The sequence below is a fragment of the Microvirga lenta genome (assembly GCF_020532555.1).
GTDB lineage: Bacteria > Pseudomonadota > Alphaproteobacteria > Rhizobiales > Beijerinckiaceae > Microvirga > Microvirga lenta.
In genome coordinates this window covers 126,280-140,068 of the sequence record NZ_JAJBBR010000004.1, presented here as the reverse complement: position 1 = coordinate 140,068, position 13,789 = coordinate 126,280, and the positions used below count along the sequence as shown (strand labels likewise).

16 protein-coding genes are annotated in these 13,789 nt (G+C 68.8%); 15 read left to right on the top strand and 1 reads right to left on the bottom strand.

The genetic code is table 11. The features are described 5' to 3' along the window. The first annotated feature begins 145 nt into the window (after nt 1-145). From fabI to LGR44_RS06405, 5 genes are all read left to right on the top strand, one after another. Entirely contained in the window at nt 146-976 is an 831-nt protein-coding gene (fabI, locus tag LGR44_RS06425) for an enoyl-ACP reductase FabI (protein WP_319004820.1), read from the top strand. 215 nt (nt 977-1,191) lie between these two features. Continuing rightward, nucleotides 1,192-1,629: a sorbitol dehydrogenase family protein gene (locus LGR44_RS06420; RefSeq protein WP_226738485.1), complete on the top strand. Its 438-nt coding sequence runs from the start codon at nt 1,192-1,194 to the stop codon at nt 1,627-1,629. A 23-nt stretch (nt 1,630-1,652) separates the two neighbouring features. Beyond that, on the top strand, nt 1,653-3,269 hold the full coding sequence (locus tag LGR44_RS06415) for a GMC family oxidoreductase (protein WP_226738483.1): 1,617 nt from the start codon (nt 1,653-1,655) through the stop codon (nt 3,267-3,269). A gap of 132 nt (nt 3,270-3,401) precedes the next feature. Next, nucleotides 3,402-4,139: a helix-turn-helix transcriptional regulator gene (locus LGR44_RS06410; RefSeq protein ID WP_226738481.1), complete on the top strand. Its 738-nt coding sequence runs from the start codon at nt 3,402-3,404 to the stop codon at nt 4,137-4,139. 77 nt (nt 4,140-4,216) lie between these two features. Continuing rightward, nucleotides 4,217-4,876, top strand: coding sequence for an acyl-homoserine-lactone synthase (locus LGR44_RS06405; RefSeq protein ID WP_226738479.1), 660 nt, complete (start codon nt 4,217-4,219; stop codon nt 4,874-4,876). A gap of 123 nt (nt 4,877-4,999) precedes the next feature. Here the strand turns inward: LGR44_RS06405 and LGR44_RS06400 are convergent, their stop codons facing one another. Further along, nucleotides 5,000-5,485 (bottom strand): helix-turn-helix domain-containing protein, encoded by a 486-nt coding sequence (locus tag LGR44_RS06400; protein ID WP_226738476.1) that lies wholly within the window; start codon nt 5,483-5,485, stop codon nt 5,000-5,002. Between the two features lie 233 nt (nt 5,486-5,718). Between LGR44_RS06400 and LGR44_RS06395 the strand changes: the two genes are divergently transcribed. From LGR44_RS06395 to LGR44_RS06350, 10 genes are all read left to right on the top strand, one after another. Continuing rightward, nucleotides 5,719-6,345 carry a thioredoxin domain-containing protein gene (locus LGR44_RS06395; RefSeq protein ID WP_226738474.1) on the top strand — a complete coding sequence of 209 codons (627 nt, stop codon included), beginning with the start codon at nt 5,719-5,721 and terminating at the stop codon, nt 6,343-6,345. Nucleotides 6,346-6,767: 422 nt separating this feature from the next. Then, a complete protein-coding gene (gene murJ / locus LGR44_RS06390; protein WP_226738472.1) occupies nt 6,768-8,291 on the top strand; it encodes a murein biosynthesis integral membrane protein MurJ in 1,524 nt (507 codons plus the stop codon). 67 nt (nt 8,292-8,358) lie between these two features. Continuing rightward, nucleotides 8,359-9,399 carry a tryptophan--tRNA ligase gene (trpS, locus tag LGR44_RS06385; protein ID WP_226738470.1) on the top strand — a complete coding sequence of 347 codons (1,041 nt, stop codon included), beginning with the start codon at nt 8,359-8,361 and terminating at the stop codon, nt 9,397-9,399. Between the two features lie 56 nt (nt 9,400-9,455). Beyond that, on the top strand, nt 9,456-9,953 hold the full coding sequence (locus tag LGR44_RS06380) for a universal stress protein (RefSeq protein ID WP_226738468.1): 498 nt from the start codon (nt 9,456-9,458) through the stop codon (nt 9,951-9,953). Nucleotides 9,954-10,114: 161 nt separating this feature from the next. Next, a complete protein-coding gene (locus LGR44_RS06375) occupies nt 10,115-10,675 on the top strand; it encodes a NifU family protein (RefSeq protein ID WP_226738466.1) in 561 nt (186 codons plus the stop codon). A gap of 94 nt (nt 10,676-10,769) precedes the next feature. After that, nucleotides 10,770-11,063, top strand: coding sequence for a hypothetical protein (locus LGR44_RS06370; RefSeq protein WP_226738464.1), 294 nt, complete (start codon nt 10,770-10,772; stop codon nt 11,061-11,063). Between the two features lie 241 nt (nt 11,064-11,304). After that, a complete protein-coding gene (gene tsaB, locus LGR44_RS06365; RefSeq protein ID WP_226738462.1) occupies nt 11,305-11,988 on the top strand; it encodes a tRNA (adenosine(37)-N6)-threonylcarbamoyltransferase complex dimerization subunit type 1 TsaB in 684 nt (227 codons plus the stop codon). After that, on the top strand, nt 11,985-12,485 hold the full coding sequence (locus LGR44_RS06360) for a GNAT family N-acetyltransferase (protein ID WP_226738460.1): 501 nt from the start codon (nt 11,985-11,987) through the stop codon (nt 12,483-12,485). The genes tsaB and LGR44_RS06360 overlap by 4 nt, the downstream gene beginning before the upstream one ends. A 46-nt stretch (nt 12,486-12,531) precedes the next feature. Next, complete coding sequence (locus LGR44_RS06355) at nt 12,532-12,987, top strand: Fur family transcriptional regulator (RefSeq protein ID WP_264196374.1); 456 nt, start codon at nt 12,532-12,534, stop codon at nt 12,985-12,987. Beyond that, entirely contained in the window at nt 12,984-13,748 is a 765-nt protein-coding gene (locus LGR44_RS06350; protein WP_226738458.1) for a lysophospholipid acyltransferase family protein, read from the top strand. The genes LGR44_RS06355 and LGR44_RS06350 overlap by 4 nt, the downstream gene beginning before the upstream one ends. The last annotated feature ends 41 nt before the right edge of the window (nt 13,749-13,789 follow it).

The window sequence follows — 13,789 nt, the reverse complement described above, 5'->3', positions numbered from 1 at the left end:
TTGAGACGTGCCCGTGCGAATCCCCCGTGGATCTTCTGGGGGACCCCGCATGGACACGCTCGGCAACATCGATATCGCGGCTCGCGGTGCACGCTTTGATAACAATCCGCGGCAAACAATCGAGCCGTCGACAAGGGGGACCCAAGTGACCGGTCTGATGCAAGGAAAGCGCGGCCTCATCATGGGCGTCGCGAACGACCATTCCATCGCCTGGGGCATCGCCAAGGCCCTGGCGGAGCACGGCGCGGAACTCGCCTTCACCTATCAGGGCGAGGCCCTGGGCAAGCGCGTGACGCCCCTGGCCCAGTCCCTCGGGTCCAACCTGGTCATTCCCTGCGACGTGGAGGACATCGCCTCCGTCGACGCGGTGTTCGACGCCCTCGACAAGCAGTGGGACGGCCTGGACTTCGTGGTCCACGCCATCGGCTTCTCCGACAAGTCCCAGCTCAAGGGTCCCTACGTGGACGTCACCACCCGCGAGAACTTCTCCCGCACCATGGTGATCTCCTGCTTCTCCTTCACGGAGATCGCCCAGCGCGCCGCCAAGCGCATGAAGAACGGCGGTTCGCTCCTCACCCTCACCTATGGCGGCTCGACCCGGGTCATGCCGAACTACAACGTGATGGGCGTGGCCAAGGCGGCGCTGGAAGCCTCCATGCGCTACATCGCCTCCGATCTCGGCCCGCAGGGCATCCGCTGCAACGCCATCTCGGCAGGCCCCGTGCGCACCCTGGCGGGCGCCGGCATCTCGGATGCGCGCCTCATGTTCACCTACCAGAAGGCCCATGCCCCCCTGCGGCGCACGGTGACCATCGAGGATATCGGCGGCTCGGCCCTCTACCTCCTGTCCCACCTGTCCAACGGCGTGACGGGCGAGATCCACTACGTGGATTCGGGCTACAACATCATCTCCATGCCCCGCCCCGAGGTGCTCAAGGCCCAGGACGCCGCCGGCGTCACGGGGGAGGAAGGGTAAGAGACCCCCTTCCGATGGCGCGACGCCTTTTCCTTCCCCCTTGTGGGGAGGAGAGTTCGGGCGACGCTCCTCGTATCGGCCTTCGACCGGCCCAACTCTCGCGACTTCGCCCCTCTTTGCGATTTCTTAATCTGCCGTAACGTAATCTCCATCGGCACGCCTGCACCCGCATAACCACAACGACGGGGCGGGCCATGGCTGGATGGGGGATCGGAATGGCGCCATCGATGACGCGCCGCGCGCTCATGCTGAGCAGCGCGGGCATGACCCTGGCGCTGGCCGCGGGCTTCTCCCGCCCGGCGCAATCCCGCGACACCATCGGCCTGGACGAGTTCAAGGCCCTGTCCGCCCGCCTGACCGGCGCGGAACCGGGCGATCTCGACTCTGACGTAGCGGCAACGATCCTGAAGGGCCTGACCTCCATCGGGCGCGGCCCCGGCCTCGTGATGCTGACGGAAAACCCCAACGTCTCCGCCGGCACCGTCGCCGAGGACATCGTCGCCGCCTGGTATTCGGGCGTCTGCGACACCGACCGGGGCGAGGTTCTCGCCACCTTCACGGGGGCCCTGGTCTGGAACGCCCTCGACTACACCAAGCCCTTCGGTTCCTGCGGCGGCGAGACCGGCTACTGGGCCGATCCTCCGCAAAGCTGATCTTCATCTCGGGGCACAAAACCATGGCCGACATTCAAGCCGATGTCATCGTTGTCGGGTCCGGCGTCGCGGGAGCGACCCTGGCCGCCAAGGTGGCGGAAAGCGGCCTCAAGGTCGCGATCATCGAGGCCGGGTCGAAGGTCGACCGCGCCGAGGCGACGCAGCGCTATTGGGACGCCCTGATCAAGGTGCCCGAATGCCCCTATCCGCCGACGCCTCAGGCGGAGCACCCGATCACCGACGACCTGAACCACTGGTACCGGCAGGCCGGGCCGGACACGTTCAAGAGCACCTATGTGAAGGTGGTCGGCGGCACCACCTGGCACTGGCTCGGCACCTGCCTGCGCCACGTGCCGGCGGATTTCCGCCTCAAGAGCCTCTACGGCCGGGGCGTCGACTGGCCCATCGCCTATGACGACCTGGAGCCGTTCTACGGCCAGGCGGAGAACGAGATCGGCGTCTCGGGCGATTCCTACGAGCCCCTCGGCGCGCCGCGCTCCACCCCCTATCCGATGCCGGCCATTCCGCAGACCTATCTCGACAAGGCCTTCGCCAAGGCTCTCGAGGGCACGGTCTACGAGGTCCGCGCGACCCCGCAGGGGCGCAACTCGCAGGACCGGGACGAGCGTCCCTCCTGCTGCGGCAATGCGAGCTGCATCCCGGTCTGCCCGGTCCAGGCGAAGTACGACGCCACCGTGCATGTGGACCGGGCCGAGAAGAGCGGCGCCGTGCTCTACGACCGGACCACCGCGACCTTCGTCGAGACCGGACCGGACGGCCGCATCGCGGCGATCCGCGCGAAGCGCCCGGACGGCAGCGAGATCCGCGCGGTCGGAAAGGTCTTCGTCATCGCGGCCCACGCGGTCGAGACGCCGCGCCTGCTGCTCAACTCCCGCTCCGAGGCCACCCCGCGCGGTGTCGCCAACGGCTCCGACCAGGTCGGCCGCAACCTCATGGACCACCCGACCCAGCTGAGCTGGGCGCTGACGAACGATCCGGTCTGGCCCTATCGCGGCCCGCTCTCGACCTCCGGCATCGAGAACCTGCGCGACGGCCCCTTCCGCAAGGAGCGGCCGGCCTTCCGCGTCGAGATCGGCAACGACGGCTGGTCCTGGCCGACGGGCGCGCCGATCAGCACCGCCGCCGACCTCGCCCGCACGGGCCTGCGCGGCAAGGCGCTCGACGACGCGCTCAGGCACCACACCTCGCGGCACGTGCGCGTGGCCTCCCTGGTGGAGCAGCTGCCCGACCCGGAGAACCGCGTCACCCTCGATCCCACCGAGACCGACATGTACGGGGTGCCCCTGCCCCGCCTCGCCTATCGCTACGACGACTACGTGAAGGCCGGCCTCGCGGCGGCCCGCGACGCCCACGCGGAAATCTTCGCCCGCCTCGGCACCACCGGGGTGCAGCATCAGGACGATGCCGCCGGCGCCGGCCACATCATCGGCACCGCCCGCATGGGCGAGGACCCGAAGAGTTCCGTGGTGGACCGGGACCTGCGCAGCCACGACCACCGCAACCTGTTCATCCTCGGCTCCGCCGTCTTCCCGACCTCCGCGACGGCCAACCCGACGCTCACCATCGCGGCCTTGAGCCTGCGGGCGGTAGAGGCCGTGAAGGGAGCGCTGGCCGGATGACGCGATAGCCGCACAGCCCGCTTCTCCCGACAGCAGAGGAGGGGGAACCATTCAGGATTGCCGCATTGACAGCGACAAGCAACGGTGGTTGTGATCCTGTAGCATTCTCAGGCGCTTGCGACAGGGCCGGCAATGGCTTTCAGGCATCACTACATCGAACGTGTCTTCGACTTCGTCGAACGGTGCCGAGAGCTTGCAAGCGCCGATGCCGTCATGCGGGAACTCCAGGCCACCGTGGCCGATCTCGGCTTTTCGTCGTTCATCGTGACCGGCCTGCCCCTGCCCAACCGCCCCCTTGAGCCCCTCGTCCTCCTGAGTTCCTGGCCGGAGGACTGGTTCGAGCGCTATACCTCGCAGGACTACTTCCAGATCGATCCCGTCGGACAGAACGTGTTCACCACAACCTCGCCCTTTCGCTGGGGCGATGCTCCCCATCGCAGGGACAAGGCCCTTGCACAAACCATGATGGACGAAGCGGTCGAGTTCGGATTGGCCGACGGCTTTTGCGTCCCGATCTATACGGCGACGGGATGGCAATCGGCGTTCAGCTTCGCGAGCGAGTATCGCCTCGATGCCGGCCCGAAGGAATTGGCAGCGGCCCACCTGCTGGCCGTCACGGCCCATGGGCGCCTGCGCGCGCTCCTAGGCGAGGAGCAGCCTCGCGTCAGGCAGAAGCTCACCCCGCGGGAGCGCGAGGTTCTGACCTGGGCGGCGGCCGGCAAGAGCGCCTGGGAGACCTCGGCCATCCTCGGCATCTCCCAGGCGACGGTCATCACCCATCTCGACAACATCCGGCGCAAGCTGCACGTGGCGAACACGACCCAGGCCGTCGTGGCGGCGCTCCAGTCGGGCGAACTCCAGCCCTACTGACCTCCCAAGATCTTCGGATATGCGGAGCCCGCGGCGTTTGGAATGATCCCGTCATTCATCGCAAACGGGGGCGGGCTATGGTTCAGGTCCATGTCGTGACCAGGGAGAACGCGGCGCAATATGCAAAGGAATTGGACAGCTACTTTCGCTGGCGCCATCTGATCTACGTCGAGGAGCGGGGCTGGGAGGATCTGAGACGGGAAGACGGTCTCGAACGCGACCAGTTCGATACCAGCGCGGCCGTTCACCTGATCGCCATGATCGGTCCCGACGTCGTCGGCGGGTCGCGGATGATCCGCATGTCCGAGCCGACCCTCCTGAGCGAAGTCTTTCCGCGCCTGGTGCAGCGGGGGACGGTGCCCCGGGATCACGAAACGATCGAATGGACCCGGATGTTCGTGGCCCCGGCCCGCCGGACCGGCCATGGGGAGAAGTCGGTGGCAGGAGCCCTTTTCTGCGCGGTGATGGAATATTGCCTCGCCATCGGCGCGACCCGTGTCGGGGGCGTCATGGAAACCTTCTGGCTGCCCCGCTGGCAGCGTTTCGGGTGGACCACGCAGGCGCTCGGCCTGCCGGAAGAGATTGCCGGCTCCATGACGCTGGCGGCCTTCATGGACGTGAATCGAAAATCCCTCGATGGCGTTCGGGACGCGACCGGCTGGACGCAGCCCGTGCTGGTCTGGGGCATGGAGCCGGGCGATGCGCACGCGACCGCACTGACGCTCTTGGCCAGCTAATCGTTCGGATTCGGAAGATGAGCACGAAATTCGCAGGAAATCTCGGCGGCGACGAAGGAAAGCTGACGCACGACGAAAGAATCACGCTTTCGCTCCTGCGTGTCGTTACGGATCTGGCGACGATCAGGAAAGGCCTGACGACGAGCGACTTTCAGCGTCTGCCGTCTCTGCCCGCGCTCCTGCAGGCGGCAGATCGGCTGATCGACGAGATGGGCTTTTCAGACGATGAATAGCTTGCAAGTCCCGTTCCTGTTCGCAGGCTGACCGGGCCAGCGTGAGAATCGCCTGCCGCATCGCCTTGTTCTGCAGGCGGTCGAACAGCGACAGAAGTTCCAGGCTATCCTTGTCGGCCGGCACGATGTCGCTTGGAAATCCTGTCGCGTCCGTCTTGGGCAGGAAGAACGAGGTCTCGACTCCCAGGGTTGCGGCGATCCGGTTCAACCGTCCCACGCTGATCCGATTGGCGCCCTTCTCGTATTTCTGGACCTGCTGAAACGTCACTCCCAGAGCCTCGCCCAGCTTCATCTGGCTCATGCCGATTTGCGTCCGGCGCAGGCGGATCCGAAGCCCGATCTCCTTGTCGATCTGGTCTGTTGCCTTCGTTGACATTCGGCCCCCTGCTGCTGGTATTCGAGAGGTCTTAACACTGTAACGAAACAGCATGCAACGTCTAACGGTGTTGGAGCCGATCCTACGATGTTCAGGGATGCTCCCGGCCGCCGCAGCTTTGCCGGACACGTCGCACCGCCCCCTTCACGAAGGCGCGAGAGAGCCCGCACCGACCTTGCTATTGCCACGGTTGCGCGGCACCACGGGCGTCCCCTCACCCGAGTGCCCTGCCGATGATCCTGTCCCGCCGAACCCTTCTCGCCGGCCTCGCCCTGTCGGGCGCGGGCGTTCCCGCCTTCGCGCAGGAGGCGCCGGAGGCGCAGCGGGCCCCGGTGGAGCTCATCGAGGACACCCTCGCCCTGCCCTCGGCGGTGCGGCTCGGCCATGCCCATGGCGACGTGATCATGATCGAGTATTTCGACTACAACTGCCCCTGGTGCAAACGCTCCGCCAAGGACCTGCCCGCGCTGCTGAAGGCCGAGCCGGACCTGAGCTACGTGCTGGTGAATTTCGCCGTGCTCGGCGCGCCGTCCGTCCAGGCGACCCGCGCGGCCCTGGCCTTCCTGCAGGTGCAGGGGCCGGAAAATTACCTTCCGCTCCATCTCGCGCTCTTCGGGCTGCGCGGCACGGTGACGGGCGAGCGGGCGATGGCCGAGGCGGAGCGGCTGGGCGCCGATCCCGCGCGCCTCGCCGCCGTCGCCGACAGCGAGCGCACCACCGGGTGGATGAAGGATGCCTTCAAGCTCGGCGATTCCCTGGGCTTCGTCGCCACCCCCTCCTTCCTGGTCGGCACCGACTCCTATGTCGGCGGCATGACCCTGGCCCAGAAGCGGGAGGCGATTGCCGCGGCGAGAGGGTAGCGCTCGACCGCGAGGCGGACCACGTCTCGCGCCGGAAGCGCCGACCTGCTCTCCTCCCCCTTGTGGGGAGGAGGTGGAGGTGGGGGTGTGAGCGATAGCCTATGAAGGCATGGCGCCGGCACCCCCACCCTAACCCTCCCCACAAGGGGGAGGGGATGAGGTCGCGCTGAACACCGCCAGATCCACGACGGTCGCAACCAAACTCCACCCTCATCCTGAGGAGCCGCGGCAGCCGCGTCTCGAAGGAGGCTCCAGCGCACTCCGGAGATGCCCTCGTCCTTCGAGACGAACCTGACGGCCCCCTCAGGACGAGGGTGAGGGGATGGAGTTGGACGAACAGCGACACCGGAAGGAGTCCCCCGGCGGCCGTAGCCTTTCGTCGTCTTGGACAATCGCTTCCGGACCGGCTAAGCGCGGCTGGCATGTCGCTCATCCGTTCCTCCCTTTTGGTCGGCCTCGGCTCCGTCGCGTCGCGGATCCTCGGCTTCGGCCGGGACATCCTGTTCGCGCAGGTGCTCGGCGCCGGGCCGGTGGCGGATGCGTTCCTAGCGGCGTTCCGGCTGCCGAACCTGGTGCGGCGCATCGTCGGCGAGGGCGGGCTCAACCCGGCCCTCGTGCCTGCCTTGAGCCGCCTGGAGCCCGGCGAGGCGGCGAGGGTGGCGGGGGACGTGGTATCGGTCTTCGCCCTGGGGCTTCTCGCCCTGTCCGGGCTGGTCGAGATCGGCGCGGGGCTTCTCGCCTTCGTGCTCGCGCCCGGCCTGGTCGACGACGGCGGCACGCTCGCCCTCGTCGCGCTCTATACCCGCCTCGGCTTCCCGATGGTGCTGGGCGTGACCCTCTCGTCGGTCGCGGCCGCCCTCCTGAACCTGCGCGGCCGCTACGGCGCGGCGGCCTTCGCGCCTCTTATCGTCAATGGCGGCCTGATCGCCGTCGCGGTCGCACTGGAGGCGGGCTCCACCCTGCCGCTGCCCGAGAAGGCCGCGTGGCTCGCGGCCGCCGCGAGCCTGGCCGGGCTCCTCCAGCTCGCCGCCATGGCCGCCGCGCTGCCCTGGGGCGAGGGCCGCATGATCGCCTTTCGCGTGCCGCGCCCGTCCCCGCTGGTGAAAAGCCTGCTGCTTGCCGGCTTTCCGGCCCTCGTGGCCAGCGGCGCGGTGCAGCTCTTCGTTCTCGTGGGCACGCAGATCGCCTCGTTCTGGCCCTCCGGCGTGTCGTGGCTCTATTACGCCGACCGGGTGATGCAGCTGCCTCTGGGGCTGATGGCGGCCTTCGCGGCCAGCGTGCTCCTGCCCCAGCTCGCCCTGAAGCACCGGGCCGGGGAGGACGAGGCCGTCGTGGCCGCGCAGAACCGGGCGCTGGAGCTGGCGCTCTTCCTCGCCCTGCCCGCCGCCGCCGCCCTCGTCGTCCTGGCCTGGCCCATCGCGTCGGTCCTGTTCGCGCGCGGGGCCTTCACGCAGGCGGACGCGGCGGGAACGGCCCGGGTCCTCGCCTGTCTCAGCCTCGGCCTGCCCTTCGCCACCGTGGCCAAGGTCCTGAGCCAGACGCTCTTCGCCCGAAATCACCTGCGGGCCACCCTGGTCGCCGCCCTGATCGGGATCGCCGTCACCGCCGCGGCCTCGCTGCTCCTCGCGCCCGCCTTCGGCGTGGCCGGCATCGCGCTCGGCATCAGCCTCGGCTGCTTCGCCCAGGCGGGCGTCCTGGTCGGAAGCCTGCGCCGGCTCGGCCTCTGGTCGCCGGATGCCGCCCTTGCCGGACGCGCGGTCCGAATCGCCTGCGCCAGCACCGTCATGGGCCTGGGGCTGGCGGCGGCGGCGGCCCTCGTCCCGCGGGCGGATGCCGTCGTCCTCGCGGCCCTGTGCCTGGGCGGCCTCGTCCTCTACGGGGCCGCGGCCCGTCTGACCGGCGCTCTCACCCGCGACGATATCGCCCTTCTGGCGAAAAAAGCATGAGCAGGCTTGCATCGTGGCCCCGCCCTGTCATAACCCCCGCCGCGACAAGCGTGGGAGTTGAAAGACGATGGCGCAGTTCAAGGAGCGGGTCTTCTCCGGCGTTCAGCCGACGGGAAATCTCCATCTCGGCAATTACCTCGGCGCCATCAAGCGCTTCGTCACCATGCAGCAGACGCACGATTGCATCTATTGCGTGGTCGACATGCACGCCATCACCGTGTGGCAGGATCCCAAGGAGCTCGCGCGCCAGATCCGCGAGGTGACCGCCGCCTTCCTGGCCGCCGGCATCGACCCGGCCAAGCACATCGTGTTCAACCAGAGCCAGGTGGCCGAGCACGCCGAGCTCGCCTGGGTGTTCAACTGCATCGCCCGCATGGGCTGGGCCAACCGCATGACCCAGTTCAAGGAGAAGGCCGGCAAGGACCGGGAGAACGCGTCGGTGGGCCTCTTCGCCTATCCGATGCTGATGGCGGCCGACATCCTGGTCTACCGCGCCACCCACGTGCCGGTGGGCGAGGACCAGAAGCAGCACCTGGAGCTGACCCGCGACATCGCGCAGAAATTCAACAACGACTTCGCGGAATCCATCGCGGAGCACGGCTTCGGCGACGCCTTCTTCCCGCTGACCGAGCCGCTGATCGCGGGGCCCGCCACCCGGGTCATGTCCCTGCGCGACGGCTCGAAGAAGATGTCGAAGTCCGACCCGTCGGATTACTCGCGCATCAACCTCACCGACGATGCCGACACCATCGCCCAGAAGATCCGCAAGGCGAAGACCGATCCCGAGCCGCTACCGAGCGAGGTCGAGGGCCTCTCCGCCCGCCCGGAGGCCGACAATCTGGTCGCCATCTACGCCGCCCTCATGGACTCGACGCCCGAGGACGTGCTGCGCGAGCATGGCGGATCGCAGTTCTCCGGCTTCAAGGCGTCGCTCGTGGACGTGGCGGTGACGAAGCTCGCCCCCATCGCCGGCGAGATGCGCCGCCTCATGGCCGATCCCGGCCATATCGATGCGGTGCTGGCCGACGGCTCCGCCCGCGCACGGGCGATCGCGTCCGAGACCATGGGCGCGGTCAAGGACATCGTCGGCTTCGTGCGGGCCCGCTGACTTGCTCATGACCTAAGGTCAGGGCAGCATCAGGGTGTAACGCAGGAGACCGAGCTGTGAGCGGCAAGCGCCGATCGTACGAGGCCGGCCACCGGCCCAAATTCATGGTGGTGATCGACAAGACGCCGGAATGCGCCCGCGCGGTCCATTTCGCCTCCCGGCGCGCGGCGCGCACCGGTGCGAGCATGGTCATGCTCGGCATCGTCGACCCGCCCGACGACTTCGAGTGGATCGGCGTCGGCGAAGCCATGATCGAGGAGGCCAGCGCGCAGGCCGAGAAGCTGCTCGACGAGGCGGCCCGGGAGGCGCGCAACGCCGCCGGGGTCGAGCCCGAGCAGGTGATCCGCGTCGGCAACCGGGCCGACGAGATCATCAAGCTCATCAACGAGGACGAGGACATCTCCTTCCTGGTCCTCGCGGCCGGGTCCAGCAAGGAGGGACCGGGCCCCCTGGTCTCGACGCTGGCCGGCCGCGCCGCCGCCTCCTTCCCGATCCCCATCGTGGTCGTGCCGGGCGGCCTGACCGACGAGGAGATCGACGCCCTGGCGGGGTGACGGCCCCGGCCCCTCGACACGCCCCGGACCGGTCTCGTCTCCCCCTTGGAATCTCCCGTCGTCCGATCCACATTGGGGATGGTACCTGTTAGAACGATTCTAAGACCTTCTTCCGACGACCCGCTCGGCCGGCCTTGAACCGGCGCAGAGGACAAACACCGATGTTCATCCAGACCGAAGCCACCCCCAATCCCGCCACCCTGAAGTTCCTGCCCGGCCGCGTCGTGATGCCGGAAGGCACGTTCGAGGCCCGCACCCCGGACGCCGCCGACGCGTCGCCCCTGGCCCGGCGCCTTTTCGCCATCTCGGGCGTGACCGGCGTCTTCTTCGGCTACGACTTCATCACCGTCACCAAGGCCGACGGCGAATGGCAGCACCTGAAGCCCGCCATCCTCGGCGGCATCATGGAGCACTTCATGTCGGGCGCGCCCCTCTTCGCCGAGGGCCATGTCCAGACGGAGGACGACGGCGAGGAGTTCTTCGACCAGGATGACGCCCCCACGGTGGCGACCATCAAGGAGCTGCTCGAGACCCGCATCCGCCCGGCGGTGGCCGGCGACGGCGGCGACATCACCTTCCGGGGCTACAAGGACGGCACCGTCTACCTGGTCATGAAGGGCGCCTGCTCGGGCTGCCCGTCCTCCACGGCGACCCTGCGCCACGGCATCCAGAACCTGCTGCGCCACTTCCTGCCGGACGTGCGCGAGGTGCAGGCGGTCTGATCGGTAGCGTACCTTACGGAATTCCAATTGCCGCCACGCTGAAACCAATCGCCGCCTCCCGCGTCAGCCCCGAGAAGCGACAACGGAGGTTGTGATGAAAGCGACGGCAAGGCCACTCCTGGCCGGAATGCTCCTGATGACCCTGGGCGGCGCCGCGGTGGCGCAGACGCCGGCAACGCGGCCCTGCCTGGAGGGCGAGGAGAGAATCGGCGGCGTATGCCAGCCCCTGACCCGGGTTCCCACCCGGCCGGGCGAAACCGTCAGGGATACCGGCAGCCCGGCCGCGCCCGACAGGACCGGCAGCACCGGCGTCCGGGCCCCGGCGGGCACGACGGGAACCGGCACAGGCGTTCCGGCCGGCGGAGTCCGTTCGGGCGGCGGCGGGTAACAGGTCTTCCGGTCCCGCCCGGACGAACGGCGAAGACCCTCGTTAGCGCAGCCGGAATCGCTCCAGCGATTCCGGCTGTCGTCGTATGGTGCCGCCTGCGCGACCGGCTTCCGCCATCGACGCCTTGCGCTCCCCGGGTGTCTCATCGCCTGGACCCCTCGAAGGTCGGGTTCGGCGAAATCCGTAATCCACTTTTCCGCACGATGCGCTAAAGAGACGTGAGACCTGACGGAGACGAATCTTGCGCGTCCTTGCCATCGACACCGCCCTCGGCGCCTGCTCGGCCTGCATTCTCCAGGCGGGGGACGCCGAGCCGCTGGCCAGCGAGACCATCCCCATGGAGCGCGGCCACGCCGAGGCCCTGCTGCCGCTGATCGACCGGGTGGTCTCCCAGGTCGAGGGCGGCTTCGAGACCCTCGACCGGGTCGCCGTCACCGTCGGACCGGGCAGCTATACGGGCCTGCGGGTCGGCATCGCGGCCGCCCGGGGCATCGGCATCGCGGCGGATATTCCCGTCATCGGCGTGGCGACGCTCTCGGCCTTCCTGGCGCCGCTCATGGCCGGGGACAGGCGCGGCCTCTTCACCGCCGCCATCGACGCCAAGCACGGGCAGATCTACATCCAGGCCGTCGCCACCGGCGGGCGCGTCATCATCCAGCCCAGCCTCATGGGCTACCGCGACGCGATCCGCCTCCTCGGCTCCGGGCCGATCCTGGCGAGCGGATCGGCCGCGCCGACGCTGGCGGCGGAGGCGCGGATGCAGGGCGTCGACATCGTGGTCGACGACGCGGCGCTCGCCCCCGACATCGCCTGGGTCGCCCGGCTCGGCGCCATCGCGGACCCGACCCAGGCCCTGCCGAAGCCGCTCTACCTGCGCGAGCCCGACGCCAAGCCGCAGGACGCCGCGCGAATCGCGCGCCGATGAGCTTCCTCGACCGCTTCTACCCGCCGCCGCCGGCCCGGGTCGAACCGCTGGGAACCGAGGCCGCCGCGGCGCTCGCGGCGATCCATGCCTCCGCCTTCGCGCGGCCGTGGAGCCCCCTCGAGTTCCAGAGCCTGCTCGGCGACCGGGCGGTGCTGGCCGACGGGGTCTTCGTGGGGCGCGAGACCGTCTTCGGCCGCCCGTCGCCGGTCGGCTTCATTCTCTCGCGGATCGTGCTGGACGAGGCGGAGATCCTGACGGTCGCCATCAGCCGGGAATGCCGCGGCCGCGGCTATGCCAGGCCGCTCCTGGCGCAGCATCTCGACGGCCTCTCCCGGCGCGGCGTGGCCCATGTCCATCTGGAGGTGGAGGAGGGCAACGCCCCCGCCATCGCGCTCTATCGCCGCTTCGGCTTCGAGGAAACCGGCCGCCGGACGGGGTACTACCTCAAGCCGGACGGAAGCCGGGTCGCGGCCCTGACCATGAGGCTCGGGCTGTAGCCCGATCCGGACGGGTCGCCTATAAGCATCCCGAGGAGAGGACTTCTTGGCTTCACGCAACACCACATCGGCAAGACCGCGCCGGCCGGGCGCCATCGAGCGCGCCTGCCGCGAGAAGGGCCTGCGCATGACCGGGCAGCGCCGGGTCATCGCGCGCATTCTCGACGACGCGGCGGACCATCCCGACGTGGTGGAGCTGCACCGCCGGGCCGCCGAGGTGGACGACCGCATCTCCCTGTCCACCGTCTACCGGACGGTGAAGCTGTTCGAGACTCAAGGGATCATCGAGCGCCTGGATTTCCGCGACGGCCGCTCCCGCTACGAACAGGCGGCGCGCGAGCACCACGACCACCTCATCAACCTGGAGACCGGGGCCGTGATCGAGTTCCACTCGGACGAGATCGAGGCCCTGCAGGACGAGATCGCCAAGAGGCTCGGCTACAAGGTGGTCTACCACCGGCTGGAGCTCTACGCCGTCCCCCTGGACAAGGACGATCCGTGACGCGCATCCTGGTGGGCCTGAGGCTCCTCGCTCTCGGCCTGTGCGGCCTTTTCCTCGTCCCCTTGCAGATGCTGGCCCTGCGCTTCGGGTGGGACATCCTGCACAGGACCCCCATGTGGTTTCACCGGATCCTGCTGCGCCTGTTCAACGTGCGCGTGATCGAGCGGGGCACGCCGCCCGGGAACGCCGCCACCCTCGTGGTGGCCAATCACGTCTCCTGGCTCGACATCCCGGTCATCGGCTCGCTCCACCCCCTGTCCTTCATCGCCAAGTCGGAGATCGAGGGCTGGCCGGTGGTGGGCCTCTTCGCCAGACTGCAGCGCTCGGTCTTCATCGACCGCCAGCGCCGCAAGGCCACCGCCGAGGTGAACGACGCCCTCGCCCACCGGCTGGTGAAGGGCGAGGTGATCGTGCTCTTCGCGGAGGGCACCACCAGCGACGGCAACCGGCTGCTCCCCTTCCGCTCCTCCCTGGTGGGCGCGGCCCAGACCGCGCTCACGAACGGCAGCGAACGCGTGCTGCTGCAGCCCCTCGCCATCCGCTACACCCGCCGCCACGGCCTTCCCGTGACCCGTCGCGACCGCCCCTTCATCGCCTGGTACGGCGACATGGAGCTGGCGCCGCACCTGAAGATGTTCGTGCAGGCCACGCCCCTCGACGTGGTCGTGACCTGGGGCGAGCCGATCCCCTTCAACGGCAGCCGCAAGGGTGCGACGGTGCAGGCGGAGGCGGAGGTGCGCAGGGCCCTGACGGCGGGGTGATCGCCTCGCCCCGGGCGGCCCGGTTGGAGGGTCTGCCGTTC

What these genes read in the sequence shown, in the direction of transcription:
- LGR44_RS06420 (WP_226738485.1), top strand. Translation starts at nt 1,192, where the DNA reads ATGGCGCCATCGATGACGCGCCGCGCGCTCATGCTGAGCAGCGCGGGC.
- LGR44_RS06415 (WP_226738483.1), top strand. Translation starts at nt 1,653, where the DNA reads ATGGCCGACATTCAAGCCGATGTCATCGTTGTCGGGTCCGGCGTCGCG.
- LGR44_RS06410 (WP_226738481.1), top strand. Translation starts at nt 3,402, where the DNA reads ATGGCTTTCAGGCATCACTACATCGAACGTGTCTTCGACTTCGTCGAA.
- LGR44_RS06405 (WP_226738479.1), top strand. Translation starts at nt 4,217, where the DNA reads ATGGTTCAGGTCCATGTCGTGACCAGGGAGAACGCGGCGCAATATGCA.
- LGR44_RS06400 (WP_226738476.1), bottom strand. Translation starts at nt 5,485, where the DNA reads ATGTCAACGAAGGCAACAGACCAGATCGACAAGGAGATCGGGCTTCGG.
- LGR44_RS06395 (WP_226738474.1), top strand. Translation starts at nt 5,719, where the DNA reads ATGATCCTGTCCCGCCGAACCCTTCTCGCCGGCCTCGCCCTGTCGGGC.
- murJ (WP_226738472.1), top strand. Translation starts at nt 6,768, where the DNA reads ATGTCGCTCATCCGTTCCTCCCTTTTGGTCGGCCTCGGCTCCGTCGCG.
- trpS (WP_226738470.1), top strand. Translation starts at nt 8,359, where the DNA reads ATGGCGCAGTTCAAGGAGCGGGTCTTCTCCGGCGTTCAGCCGACGGGA.
- LGR44_RS06375 (WP_226738466.1), top strand. Translation starts at nt 10,115, where the DNA reads ATGTTCATCCAGACCGAAGCCACCCCCAATCCCGCCACCCTGAAGTTC.
- LGR44_RS06370 (WP_226738464.1), top strand. Translation starts at nt 10,770, where the DNA reads ATGAAAGCGACGGCAAGGCCACTCCTGGCCGGAATGCTCCTGATGACC.
- LGR44_RS06360 (WP_226738460.1), top strand. Translation starts at nt 11,985, where the DNA reads ATGAGCTTCCTCGACCGCTTCTACCCGCCGCCGCCGGCCCGGGTCGAA.